The organism is Micromonospora sp. NBC_00858 (assembly GCF_045207365.1).
Taxonomy (GTDB): Bacteria; Actinomycetota; Actinomycetes; order Mycobacteriales; family Micromonosporaceae; genus Micromonospora.
Window position 1 is genome coordinate 5,563,488 of record NZ_CP108828.1, and the last position, 17,347, is coordinate 5,580,834.

The 17,347-nt window shown below is 69.8% G+C and carries 22 protein-coding genes; 11 read left to right on the forward strand and 11 right to left on the reverse strand.

Annotated elements, in window-relative coordinates; all coding sequences use genetic code 11:
- Positions 1-7: 7 nt before the first annotated feature.
- Positions 8-277 carry a hypothetical protein gene (locus OG990_RS25820; RefSeq protein ID WP_406077436.1) on the reverse strand — a complete coding sequence of 90 codons (270 nt, stop codon included), beginning with the start codon at positions 275-277 and terminating at the stop codon, positions 8-10.
- Positions 278-488: 211 nt separating this feature from the next.
- Between OG990_RS25820 and OG990_RS25825 the strand changes: the two genes are divergently transcribed.
- Both OG990_RS25825 and OG990_RS25830 read left to right on the forward strand, forming a co-directional pair.
- On the forward strand, positions 489-1,145 hold the full coding sequence (locus OG990_RS25825) for a 4'-phosphopantetheinyl transferase (RefSeq protein ID WP_386985282.1): 657 nt from the start codon (positions 489-491) through the stop codon (positions 1,143-1,145).
- A 189-nt stretch (positions 1,146-1,334) separates the two neighbouring features.
- Entirely contained in the window at positions 1,335-2,399 is a 1,065-nt protein-coding gene (locus OG990_RS25830) for a hypothetical protein (protein WP_406077437.1), read from the forward strand.
- 35 nt (positions 2,400-2,434) lie between these two features.
- On the opposite strand, the gene OG990_RS25835 is transcribed toward OG990_RS25830, so the two are convergent.
- Positions 2,435-5,557 (reverse strand): AfsR/SARP family transcriptional regulator, encoded by a 3,123-nt coding sequence (locus tag OG990_RS25835; protein ID WP_406077438.1) that lies wholly within the window; start codon positions 5,555-5,557, stop codon positions 2,435-2,437.
- A 184-nt stretch (positions 5,558-5,741) separates the two neighbouring features.
- Between OG990_RS25835 and OG990_RS25840 the strand changes: the two genes are divergently transcribed.
- From OG990_RS25840 to OG990_RS25850, 3 genes are read left to right on the forward strand one after another with little or no spacing between them, the layout of a single operon-like run.
- Positions 5,742-6,452: a hypothetical protein gene (locus tag OG990_RS25840; protein WP_406077439.1), complete on the forward strand. Its 711-nt coding sequence runs from the start codon at positions 5,742-5,744 to the stop codon at positions 6,450-6,452.
- Positions 6,449-6,970 carry a hypothetical protein gene (locus OG990_RS25845; RefSeq protein ID WP_355602329.1) on the forward strand — a complete coding sequence of 174 codons (522 nt, stop codon included), beginning with the start codon at positions 6,449-6,451 and terminating at the stop codon, positions 6,968-6,970. The genes OG990_RS25840 and OG990_RS25845 overlap by 4 nt, the downstream gene beginning before the upstream one ends.
- Complete coding sequence (locus OG990_RS25850) at positions 6,957-7,472, forward strand: hypothetical protein (RefSeq protein ID WP_406077440.1); 516 nt, start codon at positions 6,957-6,959, stop codon at positions 7,470-7,472. The genes OG990_RS25845 and OG990_RS25850 overlap by 14 nt, the downstream gene beginning before the upstream one ends.
- A gap of 34 nt (positions 7,473-7,506) precedes the next feature.
- Here the strand turns inward: OG990_RS25850 and OG990_RS25855 are convergent, their stop codons facing one another.
- On the reverse strand, positions 7,507-8,298 hold the full coding sequence (locus OG990_RS25855; RefSeq protein ID WP_406077441.1) for a ferritin-like domain-containing protein: 792 nt from the start codon (positions 8,296-8,298) through the stop codon (positions 7,507-7,509).
- A gap of 141 nt (positions 8,299-8,439) precedes the next feature.
- Positions 8,440-9,525, reverse strand: coding sequence for a Gfo/Idh/MocA family protein (locus tag OG990_RS25860; protein ID WP_406077442.1), 1,086 nt, complete (start codon positions 9,523-9,525; stop codon positions 8,440-8,442).
- A 91-nt stretch (positions 9,526-9,616) separates the two neighbouring features.
- Between OG990_RS25860 and OG990_RS25865 the strand changes: the two genes are divergently transcribed.
- On the forward strand, positions 9,617-10,375 hold the full coding sequence (locus OG990_RS25865; protein WP_406077443.1) for a hypothetical protein: 759 nt from the start codon (positions 9,617-9,619) through the stop codon (positions 10,373-10,375).
- A gap of 86 nt (positions 10,376-10,461) precedes the next feature.
- Entirely contained in the window at positions 10,462-10,785 is a 324-nt protein-coding gene (locus OG990_RS25870; protein ID WP_406077445.1) for a pentapeptide repeat-containing protein, read from the forward strand.
- Between the two features lie 37 nt (positions 10,786-10,822).
- Here OG990_RS25870 and OG990_RS25875 read toward each other — a convergent pair whose 3' ends face one another.
- Together OG990_RS25875 and OG990_RS25880 are read right to left on the reverse strand one after the other, a co-directional pair.
- Positions 10,823-11,296, reverse strand: a complete 474-nt coding sequence (locus OG990_RS25875) for a DUF4279 domain-containing protein (RefSeq protein ID WP_406081882.1) — start codon at positions 11,294-11,296, stop codon at positions 10,823-10,825.
- A 47-nt stretch (positions 11,297-11,343) separates the two neighbouring features.
- On the reverse strand, positions 11,344-11,790 hold the full coding sequence (locus OG990_RS25880) for an Lrp/AsnC family transcriptional regulator (RefSeq protein WP_406077446.1): 447 nt from the start codon (positions 11,788-11,790) through the stop codon (positions 11,344-11,346).
- A 94-nt stretch (positions 11,791-11,884) separates the two neighbouring features.
- Between OG990_RS25880 and OG990_RS25885 the strand changes: the two genes are divergently transcribed.
- The gene (locus tag OG990_RS25885; RefSeq protein WP_406077447.1) at positions 11,885-12,736 is read left to right on the forward strand and encodes a TIGR03619 family F420-dependent LLM class oxidoreductase; all 852 of its coding nucleotides are present in this window, start codon (positions 11,885-11,887) and stop codon (positions 12,734-12,736) included.
- On the forward strand, positions 12,733-13,158 hold the full coding sequence (locus OG990_RS25890; RefSeq protein ID WP_355602311.1) for a nucleoside deaminase: 426 nt from the start codon (positions 12,733-12,735) through the stop codon (positions 13,156-13,158). The genes OG990_RS25885 and OG990_RS25890 overlap by 4 nt, the downstream gene beginning before the upstream one ends.
- Positions 13,159-13,397: 239 nt before the next feature.
- On the opposite strand, the gene OG990_RS25895 is transcribed toward OG990_RS25890, so the two are convergent.
- The 3 genes from OG990_RS25895 to OG990_RS25905 all read right to left on the reverse strand — a co-directional run bounded on the left by OG990_RS25895 (position 13,398) and on the right by OG990_RS25905 (position 14,886).
- A complete protein-coding gene (locus OG990_RS25895) occupies positions 13,398-13,892 on the reverse strand; it encodes a GNAT family N-acetyltransferase (protein ID WP_406077448.1) in 495 nt (164 codons plus the stop codon).
- 11 nt (positions 13,893-13,903) lie between these two features.
- Entirely contained in the window at positions 13,904-14,287 is a 384-nt protein-coding gene (locus OG990_RS25900; protein ID WP_355602307.1) for a hypothetical protein, read from the reverse strand.
- A gap of 65 nt (positions 14,288-14,352) precedes the next feature.
- Positions 14,353-14,886 (reverse strand): hypothetical protein, encoded by a 534-nt coding sequence (locus OG990_RS25905; RefSeq protein ID WP_406077449.1) that lies wholly within the window; start codon positions 14,884-14,886, stop codon positions 14,353-14,355.
- Between the two features lie 80 nt (positions 14,887-14,966).
- Between OG990_RS25905 and OG990_RS25910 the strand changes: the two genes are divergently transcribed.
- Entirely contained in the window at positions 14,967-15,593 is a 627-nt protein-coding gene (locus OG990_RS25910; protein WP_406077450.1) for a MerR family transcriptional regulator, read from the forward strand.
- A 179-nt stretch (positions 15,594-15,772) separates the two neighbouring features.
- Here OG990_RS25910 and OG990_RS25915 read toward each other — a convergent pair whose 3' ends face one another.
- Positions 15,773-15,895, reverse strand: coding sequence for a hypothetical protein (locus OG990_RS25915; RefSeq protein ID WP_406077452.1), 123 nt, complete (start codon positions 15,893-15,895; stop codon positions 15,773-15,775).
- 383 nt (positions 15,896-16,278) lie between these two features.
- Positions 16,279-16,533 carry a hypothetical protein gene (locus OG990_RS25920; protein ID WP_406077453.1) on the reverse strand — a complete coding sequence of 85 codons (255 nt, stop codon included), beginning with the start codon at positions 16,531-16,533 and terminating at the stop codon, positions 16,279-16,281.
- Here OG990_RS25920 and OG990_RS25925 point away from each other — a divergent pair.
- Complete coding sequence (locus tag OG990_RS25925; RefSeq protein WP_406077454.1) at positions 16,528-17,184, forward strand: sulfotransferase family protein; 657 nt, start codon at positions 16,528-16,530, stop codon at positions 17,182-17,184. The two genes, OG990_RS25920 and OG990_RS25925, sit on opposite strands and share 6 nt — an antisense overlap.
- Positions 17,185-17,347 lie beyond the last annotated feature (163 nt).

The window sequence follows — 17,347 nt, forward strand, 5'->3', positions numbered from 1 at the left end:
GGCGGCCTCAGCCGCGCTGCGAACCGCGCGGCAGCCAGCCGATGAACCGATTCTGGAGCGACATCACCGGGGCGGCGCGCAGGTCCTCCGTGGCGGCGGCGAGACAGGAGCCGAGGTAGACGCTGAGCATCGCCCGGTCACCCCCGTACTCCGCCAGCAGCCGACTGCGCTTCGTCGCACACGGCCACTCATCGCCGCAGGAGCCGCAGCTCCAGCCGGGGGTTGTCGGGGCGTGCTCGTCAGCCCGCGCCCCCGGCCGTTCCGCACCATGGGTCATCGCACGTCCTCTCCAGATGTCCGCGGGACTGCCTGTTGCCGTGCCCCGGCCGGCGGCTGATGGTCCTCACCCCCGGTGTTGTCCGGGGAGCGCTGTGCGTACCTCCGGTGTTACATCTTTGCGGTACGTTGTCCCCTCGTGACAGTCGGAAAGTTGACGGTTGACCGCATGCCCTGGCAGCACGTCCATTCCTACCGACGGGTAAGCGGTCATGCGTGACCTGCTGCCAGCAACGGTCGCGGTGGCCGTCGCCGGCCCGGACGACTGGGCCGGGGACCTGCTCGCCGCCGAGCAGGCATGTCTCGGTGAGCGGGCGGTGCAGACCCGTCGGCGGGACTTCACCGCCGGGCGGGTGTGCGCCCGCCGGGCGATGACCGGCCTCGGCCTCCCGCCGGCGGCCGTGCCCGCCGCCGCCGACCGAGCTCCGGTCTGGCCGGCCGGGATCGTCGGAGCCATCACCCACACCACCGGCTACTGCGCCGCCGCGGCGGCGCGCAGCACGGATATCCGGTCCGTCGGAATGGACGCCGAGCAGCACCGCGAGGTCAATGCGGGAGTACGCCGACTCGTGCTGCTGCCCGAGGAGGAGGAGAGCTGCGCCCGGCTGCCCGGCGGCATCTCCTGGCCGGTGGTGCTGTTCAGCGCCAAGGAAACCGTCTACAAGGTCTGGTACCCGATCGTCGGGAGCTGGCTGGACTTCCACGACGCCCGGCTGGACCTGGACCCGGACGCCGGTACGTTCACCGCCCGGATCGCTCCGGCGCGAGTGGACGCGGCGGCGGTCGCTGACCCGCCGGCCACCGTCACCGGCAGGTTCGTGGTCGCCGACGGGCTGGTCCGCACCGCCGCCATCCTCCCGCTCCGCTGACTCCCGGGTGCCACACGTCCATCCGTCGGGCATCCCGGCCCGGCACCGTCCATGGTGGTCGGTCGGCTGCTCTGCCGCCCATCCGACGGCAGCGTGGGACGGGGTCCGGAGCGGCGACCGGGCGGTACGCGACACACGGTAGCGTCGGCGAGTTCCCGAACCGCACGTACCGAAGTGTCTAGGAGTACGGTGACCCACCCCCAGCCCCCCGTCGGGCCGCAGGACCCTCAGCAGCCGAGCCCGGAGCCGCCGACCCAGCGGTTCCCGGCGACATCGCAGCCGCAGTCCGCCGCCGACCCGACGGTCCCGCAGGCACCCGTGCCGGCCAACCCGTGGTCGGCGGCGGCGAACGCGCCGCAGCCGCCGGTGTCCGGGATGCCGGTGTCCGGGGTGTCGCAGCCGGGCGTACCGGATCAGTGGGCGCCACCGACCGTGCCGCAGCCCCCGTACGCCAACGCACCGCAACCCCCGTACGCCGCCGCGCCGCAGCCGCCCTATGCCAGCACGCCCTACCCGGCCTCGCCCGACCAGCCCTGGCCGCAGCCGCCGTTCTCGGGCGGCGCGTACCCGGCGGCTGGCGGCGGCGCGTACCCGCCGCCCGGCGGCCCGGGCCATCCGCTCACCATGCCGCCGCCCGCGCCAGCGAAGAAGTCCAAGAAGACCGTGGTGATCGTCGCGGTGACCGCGGCCGTGCTCACCCTGCTGTGCTGCGCCGGCGGCATCGTGGCCGTGGTCATCGGCGCGAACCGGGCCGCCAACGAGGTGACCGAGGCGCTGCCCACCCCCGGCGTGACCCGGGGCGTCGGGCAGTCGCCGAGAACCGCCCCCTCGTCGAACCCGCCCTCGACCGACGACGACACCCGGAACATGTCGGCCGGGGAAACCCTGGTCATCGATGGCGACGACGGCACCGTCGAGGTCACCGTGACGAAGTTCAGCACCGCCACCAAGCCCTGCGCGTCCTACGGACTCAAGCCCGACAACGGCATGTACGTGATCGCCGACGTGACCGTGACGGTCACCAAGGGCACCGGTTCGGCGAACCCGCTCTACTTCCAGTGGGTCGCCGCCGACGGCACCGAGACCAATGCGATCGCCGGCATCTTCTCCGGCTGCGGCAAGTCCATGTCGGCGGGCAACGGCCTGGCCGCCGGCACCAAGCGCACCGGCACCGTGGTGTTCGACGTGTCGGGCACCAACGGCGTGCTGGAGTACCAGCACGAGTTCGAGACCGCCGGTTCCTGGAGGCCGTAACGCCTGCGGCGGGGCCGGCCCAATGACCGGCCCCGCTACCGGTGCGGCTGCGGAGCTGAGCAGTCCGGCGGCGCGTACCCGGTCTCCCCTGCCAACCGCGCCGCCCGGCCGTCCAGCCGCAGTGCCTCGACGGCGTCTCCGGACTGCTCGGCGACACGGGCGAGGACGCGGGACACCCGGATCTCGATCGGCCGGTATCCGGAGCGGGCGGCCAGGGTCAACGCGGCCCGGCCGTGCCGCCCGGCGGCCTCCGGGTCGCCCCCGGCCAACTCGGCGGCGGCGAGGCCGGTCAGGGTCGTCGCCTCGCACCAGCAGAACCTCGTACGCCGTGCCAGTTCGAGCGCTCGGGCATGCTGCTCGGCCGCCTCGCCCGCGTGCCCCAGCGCCAGCAGCACCCGCCCCAGTGCGTCCGCCGCCCATGCCTCGGTTCCCGCATCGCCGATCTCCCGGGTCAGGGCCACCGCCCGCTCGGCGTCGGCACGGGCCAACTCCGCTCGATCCGTGCCGCACCAGAGCACTGCCCGGCCGGCCAGAGCGGTCGCCTCGCCGTAGCGGTAGCCGAGGTCCTGATTGGCGGTGAGCGCCCGGGCGTAGAGATCATCGGCGCCGCGCTGGTCTCCCCGATCCCGGCGCACGTTGGCCAGGTCGACCAGGAGCACGGCCACGTTGTAGTGCGCGCCGGCCCGCTCACCGCGTTCCAGGGCGGCCCGGAAGTGGGCGTCCGCCTCCGCGAACGCGCCGAGCTGCCAGTGTGAAAACCCGAGGTTGGCCAGGGACATCGCCTCCCCGCCGTCGTTGCCCGATCGGCGGCTGAGCGCCAACGAGAGGCGGGCACAGTCGATCGCCGCCTGCGGGTCGCCGAGTCGCTGGTGCACCGCGCTGAGGTTGTTGAGGATTCCGGTTCGTCCCTCCTCCCAGCAGTCCGCGTCAGTGCACCGCAGCCCGTCGAGCAGATGGTCGCGAGCCTCCTCGTACCGGCCGCTGTTGACCTGCACGAGCGCGATGCTCTGGTGCATCGCGGCCTGGGCGCGGGCGTCGCCCTCGGCCTGGGCCGCGGCCAGCGCCACCGTGGCCGCGGTCAGCCATTCCTCCCGCCGACCCCGCTGGTGGAAGTAGGCGCGCAGCGCGTCGGTGAGGTGCCAGGCGTACCGGCGGGGACCGCGCCGGGCAGCCTGCTCCACCGCCGCGGTGAGGTTCGCCGACTCGGCATCCAGCCAGGCCAGGGCCGCGTCGTTGTCCGGGAAGGGATCCACGGCCACCGGTCGCGGCAGCCGCACGAAGTGCGGGATGATCCGGCGGCCCGCGGCGTCCGCCGTGTCCAGGTAGTGGTCGAGCAGCCGCCGCAGGGCCTCTTCCTGGGCGGCCTCGTCCTCCTCCCCGGTGACCCGGTCCATGGCGTAGCGACGCAGCAGGTCGTGGAAGCGGTAGCGCTCCCCCGGCTGCCGTTCCAGCAGGTGCGCGGCGGCCAACGCACGCAGCCGCTGGGTGGCGGTGGCCACCGGCACGCCGGCGACCGCGCCCGCCGGGCCGGCGGTGACGCTCGGCCCGGGTACCAGAGCGAGGCGGCGGAACAGCTCCCGCTGCGGCTCCGGCAACACCCGGTACGACAGGGCGAACGCCTTCGTGACCGCGCCCTCCTCGGCGCCGTCGACGGTGAGCCCAGCCAACGGGTCCCCGTCGGTCAGCTCGCGGACCAGACCGGCGATATCCGGTTTTCCCGCCGCCTGGACATTGGCAGCGGCAATGCGAAGTGCCAGCGGCAGGTGACCGCAGAGCCGGGCCAGCTCGGCTGCCGCAGTCGCATCGGTCTGCACGGCCGCCTCACCCAGCAGCGTCGCCAGCAGGCGTACCGACTCCACCGGGGTGAGCACGTCCAGCGGGAGCGGTCGGGCGTCGGCTCGGACCACCAGCTCGCCGAGGCGGTGCCGGCTGGTGACCAGTACGGTGCCGCAGGACGGGATCAGCGGCAGCACCTGGTCGGCGTGGCGGGCATTGTCCAGCACCAGCAGCACGTCCCGGCCGTCCAGCAACGAGCGGAGCAGTGCCGCTCGGCTGTCCAACCCGTCCGGCACCGCCCTCGGGTCGACCCCGAGCACTGTCAGCAGGTGGGTGAGCGCCGTTTCCGGCGGCACCGGATCTCGGTCGGCGTCGAAGCCCCGCAGGTCCAGGTGGAGCTGCCCGTCCGGAAACGCCGCGCGGACCCGTTGCGCCCAGTGCACCGCGAGGGCGGTCTTGCCCACCCCGGCGGTGCCGCTGATCACCCAGACCCGGGTGCCGGCGGCTGGCTCGGCCAACCCGGCGTCGAGCCGGGCCAACTCGGCGTCCCGGCCGGTGAGGGTCGTGCTGCTGTGCGGCAGCCCGGCGGGGCGGACCGGCACGGAACCGGCTCCTCCGAGCGGTACGGCGACGTCAACGGGCGGCCCCAGCGCCGGGTCGGCGCGCAGGATCCGTTCCTCAAGGCGGCGCAGTGCCGGGGCCGGGTCGAGGCCGAACTCGTCGGCGAGGCGATCGCGTACCTGTCGGTAGGTGGTCAGCGCCCGGTCGGCGCGACCCTCCCGGTACAGGGCGAGCATGAGCTGACCGACCAGCCGCTGGCGGCCGGGTTGCCGGACCACCGCGTCGGTCAACTCGTCGGCGACCTGCCGGGAACGCCCCCGCCGCAGCAGCACCTCGGCCCGCTCCTCCACTGCCGCCCAGCGGGCCTCGCGCAGGCCGGCGCACAGCCGGTGCCGCACCTGCTCGTCGGCCACGCCGGCGAGCGGCTCCCCCCGCCACAGAGCCAGCGCCTGATCGAACAGATCCACGGCGATGTCGTCGCCGGCCGTCCGGGCCTGCGCGATCAGTGCGGTGAACTGGTGCGCGTCGACCGCCAGTGGGTCGACCCGGAGCAGGTAGCCGGGCTCGCGGCCGATCAGCTCCACCGGCGCCCCCGCCCGCCGCAACGCGGTGCGCAGCCGCGAGACCAGCGCCTGCACGGTGCCCCGGGCACTGCGTGGCGGCGCCTGACCCCACACCAGGTCGATCAGTCGGTCTACCGCCACCACTCGGTCCGGCTCCAGCAGCAGCACCGCGAGAACGAGTCGGGGCTGGCGCCCACCGAGGTCGACCCGGACACCGTGCGTCCACGCCTCAACCGAGCCCAACACACGGAACTCCATCGACCCACCTCCCCGTCGGCGAGTATGACGGTCTGCAATGGACTGTCTGCAAGCCGGTTGCAAGCTGCCTGCATACATGGCTGTGGATCGTGACTCCCATCCCGACCCGGCGGTCCTGTGGCCGTCCGGTTGGGACGCGCGGTCGACACCGGCCGCACGTCACCTCGAAGAGGGAGAACTGCGAGTGGAGAAACTCAGGCGGCCCGGCCTACGCCGGCTGGGCCTGGCGGCGGCGGGCGCGGTCGCGGTGACCGCGCTCGTGGCGGCCGCAGGTATCGGTCGGGCCGACCCCGGCGTGCGCTACGACGCGCGACCCGAGTCGCTGGCCTTCGGCAAGGAGATGTACGACTTCCAGACCGTCGAGCAGATGACGGCCACCTCACACCTGGTGGTCTACGGCACGGTCACCTCGGTGGAGCCCGGCCGGCTCGCCAGCACGGACGAGGACCCGGCAGCGGTTGGCGGTGACGTTCGGCTGCGAACGGTGACGATCAGCCGGTCCGACATCCTGCACAACCCGAAGGGGTTGATCATCCCGGCGTCCATCACGCTCGAGGAGGAGGGCTGGGACGAGGAGGGCCGCGGCTACGTCTCCAACAACGTGGCGTGGAGTGAGGTGGGCGACACCGGCTACTTCTTCCTGCGCCGCGCCGCCGGCGTCAGCGACCCGTACACCTACCAGCTCGCCAGCTCCGACGGGCGGGCGCTGGTGGTCGACGGCGCGCTCCGGCCGAGCAACGTGGAGACCGAGCTCGCCACGTCAATCACCACGATGGGGCCGTCGTTCCTGAACAACACGGTCGTCGCGGCGAGCGGGCAGGTCGCCGCAGGCACGTTGACCGAGTCGGTGCCGACCGCGGAGCTGCCGCTGCCTCCCGAGGAGAGTGGGGAATGAAGCGAACGACGATGGTCCTGGGTGCCACGCTGATCGCCGTGGTGGCGTTCGCGCCACCGGCCGTGGCCGGACACGGAGGCAAGGCCAACAGCGGCAAGCCGGACAACAAGGAACAGGCGGTGGAGTCGAACTCGTTGACCACCGCCGGCAAGGCGGCGGTCTCGCACGGGCGGGCGCAGCTCGACCGTTCGCAGATCAACACCTCGGCCGGCGGCGGGGACATCCACGTCTACGACAAGTCGTACTCCAACTCCTGGTACGGCCAGACGCGCTGCACCGACACCAACTGGTGGAACGGACTGTGCGACCAATACGACGTCAAGTTCAACACTCGGACGATGAGCGGCAAGTCCACGGCCTCCTGGCAGAGCCTCGGCTGCCACGAGCTCGGGCACACCGGCTCGCTGGGCCACCGCTCGAAAGCCGCCGACACGGACAACAACTCCTGTATGCGTAGCGATATCTGGCCCAAGAACTTCGACACCCATGACATCAACGCGATCAATGACAACGTCTAAGGGTCGCCTGCTGTTCTCCGGTGGGGCGGTGGCCGCGGTGGCCGCCGTCGCACTGGGCGGCTGGTGGCTGTCCCGGCCAGAGCTGCCCTCGGACTGGTCAGGTCGGAGCCAGTTCTGCGCCGAGGCGCAGAACTTCGCCCTGGCCAACCAGGGCGAAATCACCGGTGATCAGCGGGTCGAGGCGATGACCGGCCTGATCCGCTCCGCACCACGGGAGCTGACCCCGGACCTGGAACGGCTCGCCGGTGCACTGGGGGGTCACCACGAGCCTGCCACCGCGCACGACCACGGCACGACCGGGTCGAGCCCGGAGACAGCCGAGCACGACGGGGGCACGGCTGCCCACGAGCACGACGCGGGTACGACTGCGCACGAGCACGAACACGCGTCCGCCGCGGACGCCTCCCCGCCGGACACGGCGGCTGTGCAGGCGAGCGGACGCCGCGCGGGTGAGTTCATCGAACGCACCTGCGGGGTCAATCTGCCCAACATCCGCACCTGACCGACGGGCATCGCCGGGGGCGTCGTAAGACGGTTCACGCGCCACGGGGGGCGGCCGGCCCGGACCACGCGTCCGGGTCGGTCGGGCCGCCGACCGGCGGGTACGCCGCCAGCTCCAGATCGTCCCGAACGGGATCGATCAGTACGTCGCGCACGACCGGCCGGAAGAGCGCCACGGTCTCGGCGATGAACCGAAGCCGGCCAACGCCGAGCACACGTAGTGCCGAGCCGTGGCCGTACCCGACCACACAGGCCGCGCCGAGCAGTAGTGCCCACCAGCCGACTGCCACCGCTGCCCGGGCCGGTCGTCCGACCGAGGCGAATCCCCCGCGCAGCCGTTGGATGTGGAACGGCACGTGCGACTGCTCGTCAGCCAGGATCCGGCCACCAACATCCGTCAGCAACGGGTCAGCGGTGCCGTCGCGTACCGCTCGGTAGTAGCGCAACGCCACTACCTCAGCGACCATCAGCGTCATCAGCTCCAGCCGCAGGCCCAGTGCGCGCCGCAGCGCCACGAACACGCGGTCGCTCCAGTGTCCGTCGATGATCGACGCGCCCGTACTGACCAGCAGATGCTTGAGGAGCCGGGCGTGGTTCTGCTCCTCGGCGACGAACATCCGGACGGCCACCAGATAGTCCGGGTCGCCGGCACGTTCGCTCTTGCCGATGAGGTTCGCGCCGTCGCCATCTTCGCCGGCCTGAAATCTCTGCAGGCTCCGAATCAGGGCTCGGTCCAGCGGGTGCCCCGCATCCCACGGTGGGTCCGATTCAAGCCGGCGCCGCTCGGCATTGGCCTCAAATGTGCGTACCCATTCCTGGAAACTCATGTCGCCCGCCCCCGTTTTCCTTGCGCTGTCTCACAACGCTAGGTGGATGGCTTCCGGGGCGACAACGGTCAGCAATCGACCTCCACGGGATCTGCACGTCCCGATCACATCTCGTCCTGCTCCGAGACTGTTACCGCAGGCCTACCGCGCCCACGCCTCCCGCCCGGTGGCGACCGGCCGGCCGGTGCGTACCGATTCCTCGATGGCGAGGCTGATCAGGTGGTCCTGGCACGCCTCGGCCAGGGAATACGGCGCCGGGCCCTCCTCCCGCGCCCAAGCGCCGGCGCGAGCCATGATGTCGGCCACGGCGATGTCGTCGTCGGACATTCCGCTGCCGACGAACGGATTGCGGTAGACCACGCCGCCCTCGAAGCTGATGTGCTTCAGGTCGAGCCCTTCCAGGTTCAGGTCGATGCCGGTCTGCCGCCGCACCAGGGACGACTCGACCGGCGTGGTCGGGTCGACCAGCCGGACGACCCGATCGTCCACCAACTCACCGAGCGAACCCCGCACGACCAACCGGCGGGTGCGCAACGGGTTCCACCACTGGTTGTCGGTGAAGTCGTACAGCCCCATCCGCCCGCCGAAGTCGATGGTCGCGAGGGTGGTGGTGAGCTGCTGCGGGGTGGCGTCGCCGCTCCAGCCGGCGGGCGACAGCGGGTTGGCCAGCGGCGCGACGAAGGCCCGCGCGCTGACCTCGGCGGCGTCGTACCCGACGCCGAGCAGGCCACGGATCAGCGAGACCGCGTGGTACAGGTGCGTCGAGGAGATCTGCACGGAGGTCGGCTCGCCGAGCAGCCCGGCGCGGACCAGCTCCAGGCGGGCAGCGTGCCCGGGCATCAGCAGGTACTGCTCGGCGACCTGCACCAGGCCGCTGTCCCCGACGTCGGACCAGAGCGACCGCAGCCCCGCGAGGTCGGGCGCGGGCGGCGTCTCGGCGAGCACCGGCACACCAGCGGCGACCAGCTCGCGGGTCGCGTCGGGCGTCACCGACCAGGGCACCGAAACGATGACGAAGTCCGGCCGCTCGTGGGCGAGCAGCTCGGCCGTCGTGCGGAAGGTCCGCACGCCCCACTCGGCCGTCACGGCGTCACCGCGCGATTCGGTACGCGTGACCACCCCGGTCGCGCGGAACCGCTCCGGCAGCAGCCGAGCCAGACGTAGGAAGAACTCGCCCCGCCAGCCGCTGCCGACCATGCCGAACCGAGTCTGGGCGGTGGAATTCATGTGGACTCCTCACGTCGAGTCCGGATGCTAACCGGCCTACCGCGCCCTCCCTCGCTACGGTTGCTCGGGATCCCGCAGAAGGAGGTCACTGATGGCTGTCGGGCAGCTTGGCGCAGAACCTGGGACGACGGTGGCCGAGGTATCCGAGCCCCGACCTCCGCTCGACTACTACCTGCTCCTGACGAAGCCGGGCGACCGCGATCCGACTGGTGAGGTGGAGGGAATCGTGGTCGAGGAGTTCACCCGTCACCACGATTTCTCGGCGGCGGGGCTGGACAGCGCGGGCTGGACGCCTTCGGGTGACGGCTGGTGGAGTTCCGCTTCTTTCAGCCGCGCCATGCGCACCGATCCGGCCTTGCTGGCGAGGGTTGTTCCCACCTCTCGCAGCACTGCCGAAGATGTCCACCGCAAGCTGGGTGGCGGGCAACTACCTGTCGAAGCAGTGCTGCGTACCTACTTCCGCGACCACCAACCGTTCCCGAACGTTCCGCCGCTGCGACTCGGTCCCGCGCAGCCACCCACCGGTTTCCAGGAACGGCGCGTCTACCGCGTCCTCTTCGCCAAGGATCTCCGGGAGGAGCAGGTGGCGAGCCTCAGGGCGGTCTGGCAGCCTGCGGTCGACGGCGCTGCTCCTGCACCGGGATCAGTCGTCGCCGGTGCCCTGGACAAGGACGGCGACCGGTTCACCTGGGACGTGCGCAGAGTCGGTCGAGGGCTTGCCTGGTCCCTCGACCTCACCGTCCTGTTGGGATCCAACGCCTCGCAGGCGCTGGGATCGACCCTGTACGACTTGACGAACGTGCTGCGTCAGCACGGCTTGATACCCGTGACGACCGAGAGGTTCTCCTGAACGCGAGTCTCGACAACGCCGGGCCGCAGGAGTAGGCGGTATCAAGTCGATGGTTCGGCACCGGACGATCGCGCTACGGTTCGCCGATGAGCATCCTGCCCGGTGCGACGAGACAGTCGTTCGCAGGCCGCGATCTTCGGCACCGCACCCTTGACAGGCACTCTTTCAAGTTGTGCGACTTTCGCGGCGCCGACCTGCGGGGTGCCTCCCTCCGAGGTGCCAGTTTTGCTGGCTGCGATCTTCGGGATGCCGACCTGCGTGACACGGATCTGTCCTACGCGAGTTTCAGCGACGTTCGGACTCACGATCCGGAGTACGGGCGCACGGATGTCAGTGAAGCCCGGTGGGACGGGGCCAACCTTCGAGGCGTCCGCACCGAGCGCGTCATCGGGTGGCCGGACGACCTCTGAGGGGCGGAAGCGCTGCCGTCGATGTGGGTGACCGGCCTCAGCCATAGGCGTACTCGTCCACGTCAAGCTCTGCTCGCGTCAGGCGAAGAAACTCCAACACCCGGGCATCAAGGTGCCAGCCCAGCAACTGGTGCTGACCGGGAAGCTTCTCCAAGCCTTCGACCGGGGTGGTCAGGTCTTCTTCCTCGCCGTCCGGATGCTCGAACACCCGGACGACCTGCAGCATGCTTCCGCCCGGCCCTCCGTCAAGGCTCTCCAACTCGGCGGCGAGTTCCCCGAGACGTTCCGCGTGCGCGAACAACCGATCAAGGATCTGGCTGATCTGGTCGTCGACCGTCAACCCCGGCCTGCGACACACGACCTTCCACCGGTGGCTGGCGGGCCTCGCAGGGTTGGCGTGACGACTGCCGCGAACGCTGATCTCGTCCGGCTCGATACCGAGCCTCGCGGTGATCTCGGCGGCCGAAACCCGGTGCGAACTCAGCGCGAAGTACGCGTGCTGGGAGATCATCACCGCCGGACCCTATCCACACTTGCACCGGCTTCGGTCCCCCCGGATTACACCGGGCGTGGGCCGCGATAGGGCAGGGTGGCGCTGTAGACCACGTTCGTGGTGGTGCTGCCGAACGAGGCGAGTGCGTTGACGACCTGTTCGAGGTGCGCCATCGACGTCGCGGCCACCTTCAGCACGTAACAATCGTCTCCGGTGGTACGCAGGCACTCCAGAATTTCCGGCCGTCGCTCCAGCAGGTCGCGCAGTGGTTCGTGCCGGCTGCCGGGGTACTTCAGCCGCACCACCGCGAGTACGGCGAAGCCCGCCTTGGGCAGATCCACCTCGGCGCGGTAACCGCTGATCACACCGGTCGCCTCCAGCCGTCTCACCCGTTCGGTGGTGGCCGACGCGCTCAGCTTGACCCGGCGGCTGAGCTCGGTGATCGGCAGGCGGCCGTCGTCCTGCAACTCGATCAGGATGGACCAATCGACAGCATCAAGATTCTCGGCCATCAGACCAATCTACCGACGGATTCACGGCAAAATCCAGCAAGGGCAGGGAACACGGTGTTCACAAGCCAGAGCCACGCTGGCTAGCCTCAGAGCTGTGCAAATTGGCGTGAACGTACCGAACTTTGCCCCAGGCACCGACCCTGAGGTGCTGCGACAGTGGGCGCAGACGGTCGAGGGCCTCGGCTTCGACCTGCTGATGGTCTCCGACCACATCGCGGTGACCCCGGACGTGGCCGAGCAGTATCCTGCGCCGTTCTACGAGCCGTTCACCACACTGTCCTGGCTGGCTGGGGTGACCCGCCGGGTCCGGCTGGGCACCACCGTGCTCATCGTCCCGTACCGGCACCCGCTGCTCACCGCCCGGATGGCGGCGAATCTCAACCGGCTCAGCGGCGGCCGGCTCGTCCTCGGGGTCGGCGTCGGCTGGGCCCGGCAGGAGTTCGAGGCGCTCGGCGTACCGTTCCGGCGGCGCGGCGCGCTGACCGACGAGTACCTGCTCGCCATGCGTGACGCCTGGGCCAACACCGACGACTATGACACGGAAGCGATCCCGATCTGGGTCGGCGGCAACAGCGACGCCGGCATGCGTCGCGCGGTACAACTCGGAGACGCGTGGCACCCGCTGCGGATCACGCCTGGATGGTTGGCGGAGGCGGCCGGGCGGCTCAAGGCCATCGCCGACGAACTGGGTCGGCCGGCGCCCCCGTTGATGCCGCGCATCGCACTCCGGGAGACCCGTGAACCGGTCACCGCCCCAGACCGGCTCGCCGGTGTCGGCACCATCGAGCAGATCATCGCCGACATCGATCAGATCCGTCTGCTCGGCGCGGAGACGGTGGTGCTCGACCCGTTCAACGGCGACCTGACCGAAATCCGCCAGCCCGAACGCGCCTGGCGGACACTCGCGGCCGTGGCCGCACACCACAAATCCCAGGAGGACCGATGACCCCCGACGACGAGAAGTTTCTCCGCCGTGCCGTGGAAATCGCCGACCAGGCCGGGGCGTCCGGCGAACGGCCGTTCGGCTCGTTGCTCGTCGGTGCGGACGGCACAGTCCTGATCGAGGACCACAACACCGTGGTCTCCGACTCGGACATCACGGCCCACCCGGAACTGAAGCTGGCCCGCTGGGCCGCCCGGGAACTCGCCCCCGACGTGGCGGCCGGCACCACCATGTTCACCAGTTGCCAGCCCTGCCCGATGTGCGCGACCGCGATCGATCGGTCCGGCCTGGGCCGGGTGGTGTACGCCCTGTCCACCGAACAGTTCGAGGCTGTCAAACCGGCGACCCCGCCGCTGCCCCCGGTGCGGTACGAAGGACCGGCGCTGTTCGACGAGGCGCGCCAGCCGATCGAGAACCACTACTAGTTCGTCACAGCGTCGATCACTTGTCCGCCGTACTCGACGAGGGTTTCAGCCTCCGGATCGCCACCGGGATGATGGTCGTGCTCGTCGGGGTACGGCCTGACCCGCGGACGCAGACGGTCTCCGCCGACACCGGTGCCGGCGGAGACCCCGCCGCGCTGCCCGCGCCGAGAGCCTGGCCCGCCCCTGCCTCCGGTAAGCACGAGCCCCGCCACCACGCATCGCCGGGCCGCCGCCAAGTCTCACAAATCCCGACGCATGCACACCCGCGGCCACCGGTCCAGTCCATGCGCCGCTTCCCGCCGCCGGATCGCACGGAGCCCTGGCGTCCACTGGCTCTCATCCAGGACCCGGAAGCCACATCGCAGGTAGTACGGCCCGTTCCACGGCACCTCGGCAAACGTGGTCAACGTCAGCGCCAACACGCCACCGGCCATCGCACGATCCGCAGCATGCTCCAGCAGCGCCCGGCCCACTCCCCGGCGCGCATGATCCGGATGTACCGACACCTGCTCGACGTGGAGGTTCCCGTCGATGTGATCGGTGATCAAATACGCCACCGGACGATCGGCCCGATCGACCGCCACCCAGCCCCGACCAGCCCGCTGATACCCCGACAGCACCCCCACCGGCAGCGGCTCGTCGTCGGCGATCTCCGGCATGCCGACATCGCGGAAGCACTGTCCGGCTGCACGCTCGATGTCCCGCAGAACCTCAAGTTCATCTACGCCGACCACCCGGATTCTCATCACGCGGTCAGCAGGCCGACGCCGAGGCTGATCACACCCGCAGCTAGGGAGAGCGCGCCGATCCACAGCACCCAGACGAACCTGTTGGGTCCGGTGATGTTCCTGCCGGCGGAAGAGGCGAAGAACCCGGCGGGCATCAGGATCGCGGCGACGGGCAATCCCAACCGGGCGATCCACAGCAGGACGCCGGTGAGGCTCGTGGCGTCCACATAGAGCAGTCCGACCAGGCTCAGGATCACCAGTACGCCGGCATGGCCGTGCCCGGCGCGCGCGAAGGACTTCTGAAAGTCGGTCATCGGCGCAGCGCCCTGGGCGATCCGGGTCATGAACCAGCCGCCGAACTGGATGGTGACGATGGTGAGTAGAACCACCCCGGCGATCACGCGGGATTCGGTACTGAGAGCCATGGTCTGCACGGCGAACTCCTTCAGATCAGCTTGACGAGGGGCTATCGGGCAACGGTCGCTGATCTTGCGATGCCGGAGCGCGGCAAGCGCAGGACGCGTCGGGCCACGGTGCTGTCGGCCGATCGGGCCACCCAGACAGCGATGACGACGTAGAGGACCTGCTGTGGGATTCGCAGCCACAGCGGAGTCGGCTCATCCCCGTTGAACGGCACATCGGCGACGGCGGCGTAGACGTTCGCCGGAAGCAGCAGCACGTAGAGCGCGGCAAGGCTGATCCCGGCCGCCCAGCGAGTCGCGGTCAACACCAGGCCCACGGCGCCCAGCAGCTCCAGCACGCCGGTCAGGTAGACCATCGCATCGGCGAACGGCACGACTGGCGGCACCATCCGGACCAGATCGGCGTGATTCGGCATCACGGTGACGCTCGGCGGAACGAAATGCGCGACCGCGGTGACGACGAGCATGACCGCCATCGCGTGTGCCGCGCTGGCCGCCCAGGTGGCGAACCGGCGCACACCGAGCGCACCCAGTAGGCGGGAGCCCAGCAAGGCGATCACCAGAATCACTTCGAGCATGATCTTCTCTTTCAACGGATAGTGAAGCTATCTGTTTATAGATACTGGTACTATCCATCATGGGAGAGACGGAGTCAAGGATGCGCATCGCGGAGCTGAGTCGGCGGTCAGGGGTTGCGGTACCGACGATCAAGTACTACCTACGGGAGAGCCTCCTGCCGCCCGGCGAGCTGACCAGCCCCAACCAGGCCAGCTACGACGAGCATCACCTCAATCGACTTCGCCTGACCCGAGCCATGATCGACCTGGCCCAGGTTCCGGTAGCCAGAGTCAGAGCCGTGCTGGAAGCGCTCGATTCCGACACCCTGTCCCTGCACGAACGGATCGGGGTGGCGCATCGGGCCGTCACCCCGAGTCGGCAGCTAGCCGTAGGCGACAGCGCGCGCACAGCCGCCGCCATGCAGGTGCAAGAACTCCTCCAACGGCGAGGCTGGGCTGTCGAGCCGGATTCACCTGCGATCGCCACCCTGGTCGAAACCATCTCCGTTCTGCGATCGCTCGGCCAGGATCACCTGGTCAGCTTCCTGGACTCCTACGCAGAGGCGGTTGAGCGGTTCGCCGAACTGGAGGTCGCTGCGGTCGCCTCCCGCACCGAGCCCGACCAGATCGCCGAGAGCGTGGTGATCGGAACCATCCTCGGCGAGACCCTCGTCGCGTCGCTGCGACTGTTGGCCCAGGAGAGCATCTCGTCCCGGCGCCTTGGCTAGTCAGCGGGAGGAATATCCCGGTCCTCGTTTACCGCTCGCCGTCGTCGCCGTGTCCCGCAACCACCACGCTCCCCGACGATCGGTCAGGGCTGTGGATCATCCTGGTTGTCTGCCCGTCCGGCGAGGTCAATTGTTCTTGCTGCTGAGACTCGGAAGCCCCGGTTTGGTCGGTCGCCGCGTCAGCGACGGTCGCGCGGGTGCTGCGGCGGCTCCAGAACGTCCGATGGTGGTGGTGGCTTCTTCGGGCCGAACCCGCGCCGCACCGCCCAGAACGCGATGCCCGCCACGATGACGACGACCAAGAAGAAGCATGCTATGCCCCCGGTGATGCCCATATCGCAAAATTATCGTGTTGCGCACAGCGGGGGACTCTGTTTCGAGGACCTACCTGACTACTCAGGCGACCCGGGCTTCGTCGTATGGCGCGCCGCCGGCGGGCTGCAACCGACGCCTGGCGGCCGAAGGCCAGAGGCGCGGCGGCGGGCCATCGGCCCGGCCCAGGTTCGGCGGCGCGAGCGTCCGGACGCGGGCCGCCAGCACGCACTCGGCGCGGCGGGTGCGGGTCCGGCCGGTAGCACGGGTGAAGGGGACAAATGGCTTGCACAGGCGTCGGCTGGGAGTTTGACTGCTCGCCATGCCTTTCCCCTCACCGATCTTCGTTGCGGGTACGGGTCGTTCGGGAACGTCACGGATCGCCGACATCATCGGCGAACATCCGCTGATCCATCGGATTCCCATGGAGACCCGGTTCCTCATCGACCCGGGTGGCCTGCGGGACCTGGCCGATGCGCTCACCGATCGATACGACCCCACCGTCGGTGAGGACGCCCTGCACCGACTGAGCGACTTCCTCACCGTACGAGTGCCGGGCCGGCGCGACGATCGCGGCAGAACCGTTCCCGAGCTGGTCGGCGAGCGGCGCTACCGGGACGCGGTGCAACAGCTCTGGCCGCAGTTGATCGCGTACACATACGACGAACCTGCGCCCGCGGAAGGCTTCGGGAACGCCGACCGGCCTGCCGGGCCGTTCGAGCCGCTGAGCCGCCGGCGGGTACTTCCCAGGTATTTCAGCGACCGGGGCGAACTGCTCGGAATCTTGCGGGGCCTGATCGACACCATGTTCGGCGGAGCAGCCGCCGACGCGGGCAAGCCGACCTGGTGCGAGAAGACACCGTTCAACCTGCTGTGCATGGAGTTCCTCTGGGAACTGGTCCCCGAAGCGACCATCGTGCACATCAAGCGTCACCCGGTCTCAGTGCTCGCATCCCACCTGGCCCAGCCATGGGCACCGCCCACCGTCGACGGCGCGCTCGCATACCTCAAGCCGGTCTACCACCGATGGCTCACCTGGAAGAACACGGTCGACCTGACGGGCAGGCGATACATCGAGGTGAAAGCAGAAGATCTCGCAGCCGACTGGCCCGGGCAGCGCCGCGCCCTGTTCGAACGGCTCGACGTCGACGACTTCGCCACCCCTTCAACGTTTCAGTCGCACAAGCTGACGAACCGCAACGACCAATTCGACGACGAAACCCGCGAGTTCATCGAAGAAGCACTCGGCAAGGTCATCCCGGCCATGGGATATGAGTGACGGCTCTGGCTGTCCACCTTGACGACGCCGCGTCGCGCCCCTCGAACGCCCGGTAAACGCTGCTTCAGCCGAACCGCATCGCAGACCACTCGTTCCTAACCTTTCCGGCCGTCTTTTGAGCCCGCGCTTGTGGGCGGGTGCACGCTTCTGCCGCTGTCCGCGC